Here is a 5,394-nt window from a genome sequence, read left to right as displayed (position 1 = left end):
TTTTCGTATTTTCTCTCGCCCGCCCTTCGTCCGAAGCAACCGCTATATTCAATTATATTCAAATTTATCGAAAAAGAAAACAGCTACTGTAAACCTACGAATAAGAAAATGAAATAAAAAAGAGAGCCATATTAAAGAATGGCTCTTAAATTGATTTAAGAGAGAATTTGCGTCTCTGAAATAACATTTTTGTTTTAGTGTCCACTGACTCCAGTTCCCACCCGAAAGTTTTTGCCACATTCTAAACATTCCATGATATTTATCTGGTCCTCATCGCCAAAAAGCATGAAAGTTCTAATAACTCTACTTCTCCTTCCCCCGCAATGGGGGCACGTTATCGAAGTAATCGCTTGTTCCGTAAATTTTTTGCCTTCGTTAATGATTATTTGACTTTCTCGAACACCTTCTTTTTCGATAGATGTTTTAATTGTTGATTCTTGAGTTTCTATAGCAGTTTCGTGTCCATTTCTACATATACCGAATATTTTTCCATTTTTCTCGATAAATTTCACAATTCTCATTCCACATTCTGCGCAAAAATACATTTTTATTACCCTCGTTTTTCATAATTTTTAAAGTGCTTCATCATTTATTATACAAAGTTTTGAATAGATTTCAAATTTTTAAAAATTATTTTTATTATTGCCGATTTTTACAAATAAATTTTCTGCCCAATTTTTTTTAATTTTCCCTAAATAGTAAAAGGCATTTCTTAAAATTTCCCCACTTCTTTAATACCCACATTATCCGGTTTAAGTATTACAACATTGCATCCACGTCTTTTAAAGATTTCAACTGCCTTCTTTATCTTATCTTTATTCTGTGTAAAAGCTACTAAGCCGGGGCCTGCTGAAGTCATCCATGCTGCTTCGAGACCATTTTCTTTTAATTCAAAGATTATTCCTGGTGAATCATTGCGATATAGCAACATTGGTATCAATTTACTAAAGAATGTAAAGTTATAAAAGAAGTTTCCCATTTTCTTCAAATTTTTCTGAATACAGGCCGGTAACAATTCCATCAAAATCCAAGAGCTTGTTTTTCCTGCCGAAAATCGCTCATTATGTCTCATCCAAGATAAACAGTTGATATCAACTTCGGAAGCTTCCGGACCGGCTACTTTAACTTGAGGAACACCAACAATGAATCTTGTATCTATTGGTATCTCCATTCTGAATATCATCTCAGTTTCAGAGGAAGTAATCACAAATCCACCATAATACATCGTATTAAAAGAACCACCTGTTGATGCTCCCGGGACCAAATAACTTTTTAGAGTATCGCTTTCTTCAGCGAAATTATAAGCAATAAGTTTTCTTAAATCTTTTACAGAAAGAGGTTCGCCAAGGAGTTTATTCATAGCAACCGCTATTGCTTCTGACAATATTGCAGAAGAGCCAAAACCTACATGGCGATACTTATGACTTCTAGCTTTAATTTTAAACCCTCCTTTATAACCAGTAGCTTTTTTCATTAGCGAAGCCACGTGGGTAAGAAGCAAATGTCTTTTTGCTTCTTTTTCAAAGACAATTTTATTCCGGTCTAATAATTCGACATCTACATAAGTATATTTATCAGCTGCAAAAGACATTTCACCAGCTTTGTAGTCTGGCGCCCCCGTTGTTTTAAGAGCAGAATAGTCAAGAACGCCTACATCAATTCGGCACGGAGCTCGGAGAACAATTCTCTTTTTAGATGAGATTTTAATTTTTTTGACTTTTTGAGGTAGCCAGAATACTTTTCCTGGTTTGAAAGGCGTTACATCCCATTCGGTTTTATCCCAGTGCCCTGCTTCTACTACAAGTTTTTTCTTTTTCATTTTAGTTGGGTGGAGGGAAGAGACAATCTTCTTCCCTCCTTTAAAGGTACTATTGGAATCCAAGTTTTTTAAAAGGTCGCCGAACATCTTTGCTATCTTCCGAAGTCTCTCAAGCGAACCATTGTTGTTAATAGTGATATCTACCAATTCTTTAAATACCTCTTCTAACTCAGTTTCTTTAGTTTCATCTTTTTCGATCCGCTCGAAACTTTCAAAATTAATATCATCTCTATCTTTCAGTCGCTTCCATCTGCTGAGAGTATCCGCCTCGATTCTTACAACGAGAGTATTTGGATATAGTTCGATCAAACGTTTTATCTCACGAGCTTGTCTTGGACCGTCAAGAATGAGGAACTTCTTTTTCTTCAGTTCAGCAAGAATGTGAGGGACTTGCCAGTAAGGATCTTTTTTATATAGTGCTACTGCAAGCGCATGGATAGAGTCGTGAGTAACCTTTACGCCTCTCCGTTGTAGCTCTTCCACCATTGGCTTACTGGAGATATACATATTATCTATGCAATCCATTGCTTTAGCGAATTCACTCTTTCCAACCCCAGACCACCCAACTAGAATTACCAACATACTTTACCACCTCCTTTTACTTGAATTCCTTATTTTTTGGTTTATTAAATTTTTTCGACTTTTTGTCCAAAGTTCGAATTTCACAATATTTCATTTTCCTTTTTAAAACATCTTCTAGTTTGTCTGTTTTATAGATATCCTCAGCTATATTTGCTATCTTACAAGCAAAGATAATAACGTCTGAAATCTCTGCTTGAATCTCATCCCACCGATTTTCAAGAATAGCTTTTGCCACTTCACCAACTTCCTCTGTTAATTTTAAAATAGCTATTTTTATTTGTTCGTCTTTTTTTAAATTTATTCCTTTTTTTCTGGAAAAGTTCTTTTCCCAATTTTGAATTTCTTTTATTCTCATTTTATTTTTGATTCTTCAATTTCTATTATTTTTCTTCACGCTTTTTAAATATTTTAACAAACCCAAAAAATCTTGTCAAATTTTAAAAATGGGGCCAACTCTATTTTTCAAACCCAAAAATAATTTTACCAAAATTTTGAATTGGGCACCACTATATTTCAATTATACCCAAATTTCTTCCAAAAAAAACCCCCAAAAACATTTTGGGAATAAATTTTAGATAATTATTCCTGCGATTATTTCAATAAAATCCCTTTGTCTTTCTTTATAATTTTAATCGTTCTTTTAAGAAATTCCTTAAAGTTTTTTCCTTTTTCCAAATCTTTTCTAATTCTTTTCTTAATTTTTGATGAGCAGGGTACCCTTTGTCCTGGGATAGGAGTAAATCATTAAAGTCGGTATTAAGAATAAAGGTTAGGGCTTCTTTTAAATCATCTAATTCTTTTTTAGAAATAAATTTCCGACAATATTTTCCATAATAATGTAAAAACTGTAAATGAAATATTTCGTGGCAAATAATGGTCATATTCCAGGGAAGGCCATGCCACATCGAAACCATAAAAGAGTTATCTTCCGGATTATATGGACACATAAAACCAGTGGTTAAGTAACATTTGAATTCTTTAATAAAAATTGGTTTCCCAGTAATTTTTTCTAGTCTCTCGAAAAATCTCTTTTCGATTTTTCTCCATATCTTTTCTAAGAATATCAATTGTGTTTTTATAACTAAATCACGGATAGTTTTTTTAGGATGAGATTTTAAATATTTTTGAACTAAACCTTCTGCTGTTTTACGGTTTTTCTTTAGAATCAAATTTAAAAGTTTCTCAGGTATAAATTCTATCTGTTTTCTCCAATTTATTTTAAGCTGCTCTATCCTTTTTTGGGCTTTTACAATCACCACCCAACTCCAGGCATCTTTTTTTAAATCATAATAAAATTTAACTTTTAGCTTAAAAGAACAGCTCGCGCCGAAGGCACGGACTCTTAATCTTATTGAATTTAAATAAACTCTGCTGAAATTTCTTTAATTTTCTTAAAATCTTTAATATTTCTGGTTAGTAAAACAGTATTAGTTAAATAACTAGTAGCGGCAACAATACTATCTGGCAAGGAAATTTTATACTTTCTCTTGAAAAATCCAGCCAGCCTGGCAATTTGAGAATCAATAGAAATAACCGAAATGGTTTTGAAAATATCATCGATCTTTGAAATTTCTTCGAATGTAAGTTCAGGGTAGCCAAAAAGTTCTGCCTCGCTAATTGCTGAAATAAAAAAACGTGAGCCCTTTAAGGTTTTCTCACGCAAAAATTCTTTCACCTTTAATTCACCTTTAAGGAAATAAATAATAATATTGGTATCTAAAGCATACATAAATTAATTACAAAACCCTCTCCCATTCTTTGCGAGTTTTTCTTAAATATTTTAGCGGATCAGTTTTTTTCCTTTTCCAAATTCCCCAGGCTTTTTCCCAGGTCTTCCAAACCTCCTGGGGATTCTTAATCCAAGGCAATTTAGTTTTCGGTTGAGTAATAATTTTTTGCATACTAGATTCAGATTAGCAATTTTAAAATGTCCTGTCAAATGGACAAAAAACATTTCGCCCAAAATTTTGAATCCAGCATAATTTCTATATTCAATTATACTGGATTTTCCCCAAAAACAAAAGCCTCTATTTGATGATTTTTCGGCAAAAGAAAGAGGTTATTTTTACATTTTATCGAGATTTTGTTAAACTTTAAATATGAACAAAAAAATTTCATCCTTCCATTTAAAATATTGTGCGAAGGGTTCGAGAGAGATTGGAAATAGATTTACTAAAGAAACAAAAGAGTTAGTGAAAATTGTAGACTGTATTGAAATTGATTTTAATTGGCCTCATAATCAAAATTTTGAAAAAGAAATCAAATTTTTAATTAAATTACAGAAGGAAAAAGATATCAAATATGTAGTTCATGCACCTTTTTTTGACGGAGGAATTAATGCCCTTAATGAGAAAATTAGAAAAGCGGCTTTAGAAGAAATTTTCTATTCAATTGATATGGCTTGCCGACTAAAAAGTAAAGTAGTGACAATTCATCCAGCTACTGAACTATTTGGTCTAAAAATTTTTAAAAGAGAGGAATTAGAAATTAATTCCTACAATCAAATTGCACAATATGCCAAAAAAAGAGATGTTTTTATTGGATTAGAAAACGAAGCCAATTTTTGGTCTCCAGATAAATCATTTAAATTTGGGGAGTTTCCAGATAGAGCGTGTAAATTTAAAGGGATAGAAAAAATAATTAAAAAAATTAACTTAAAGAATTTTGGCTTAACTCTTGACATCGGACACGCCAACGGAGCTGGAGAAAACTATATTGAAGCAATTTATCGCTTCAAAGATAGAATATTGCATATTCATGCTCACGATAACCTCGGTAAAAGACCGATTAATGGACGTTTTGATCCTCATTTACCACCTGGTGATGGAGAAATTGACTGGAGGAAAGTTATTAAAGCTCTAAAGAAAATAAATTATCAGGGTTACTTTGAAATTGAATGTAATATTGAAGGAATAAAAAAAGGAATCAATTTTTTAGAAAAACAAAAAAGGATGATTGTTTAAAATCAAACATCTATTTATATTTTGACGCTT

General features: G+C 32.2%; 6 protein-coding genes. 1 reads left to right on the top strand and 5 read right to left on the bottom strand.

From position 1 onward, the window contains the following. Window positions 1–194: 194 nt before the first annotated feature. The 5 genes from GW846_00125 to GW846_00105 form a co-directional block, all read right to left on the bottom strand. Complete coding sequence (locus GW846_00125) at window positions 195–545, bottom strand: hypothetical protein (GenBank protein NDK09175.1); 351 nt, start codon at window positions 543–545, stop codon at window positions 195–197. A gap of 167 nt (window positions 546–712) precedes the next feature. Further along, window positions 713–2,401, bottom strand: a complete 1,689-nt coding sequence (locus GW846_00120; protein NDK09174.1) for a hypothetical protein — start codon at window positions 2,399–2,401, stop codon at window positions 713–715. A 16-nt stretch (window positions 2,402–2,417) separates the two neighbouring features. After that, a complete protein-coding gene (locus GW846_00115; GenBank protein ID NDK09173.1) occupies window positions 2,418–2,756 on the bottom strand; it encodes a hypothetical protein in 339 nt (112 codons plus the stop codon). 265 nt (window positions 2,757–3,021) lie between these two features. After that, window positions 3,022–3,570: a hypothetical protein gene (locus GW846_00110; protein NDK09172.1), complete on the bottom strand. Its 549-nt coding sequence runs from the start codon at window positions 3,568–3,570 to the stop codon at window positions 3,022–3,024. A gap of 188 nt (window positions 3,571–3,758) precedes the next feature. Beyond that, window positions 3,759–4,130, bottom strand: a complete 372-nt coding sequence (locus GW846_00105) for a type II toxin-antitoxin system VapC family toxin (GenBank protein ID NDK09171.1) — start codon at window positions 4,128–4,130, stop codon at window positions 3,759–3,761. A 370-nt stretch (window positions 4,131–4,500) separates the two neighbouring features. Between GW846_00105 and GW846_00100 the strand changes: the two genes are divergently transcribed. Beyond that, complete coding sequence (locus tag GW846_00100; protein ID NDK09170.1) at window positions 4,501–5,364, top strand: sugar phosphate isomerase/epimerase; 864 nt, start codon at window positions 4,501–4,503, stop codon at window positions 5,362–5,364. Window positions 5,365–5,394 lie beyond the last annotated feature (30 nt).

The sequence above is a fragment of the Candidatus Gracilibacteria bacterium genome, from assembly GCA_010119145.1.
In the GTDB taxonomy this organism is placed as follows: Bacteria; Patescibacteriota; Gracilibacteria; order BD1-5; family UBA6164; genus JAACSU01.
The sequence above is the reverse complement of the archived record's forward strand: the minus strand, read 5'-3'. Positions and strand labels throughout refer to the sequence as shown.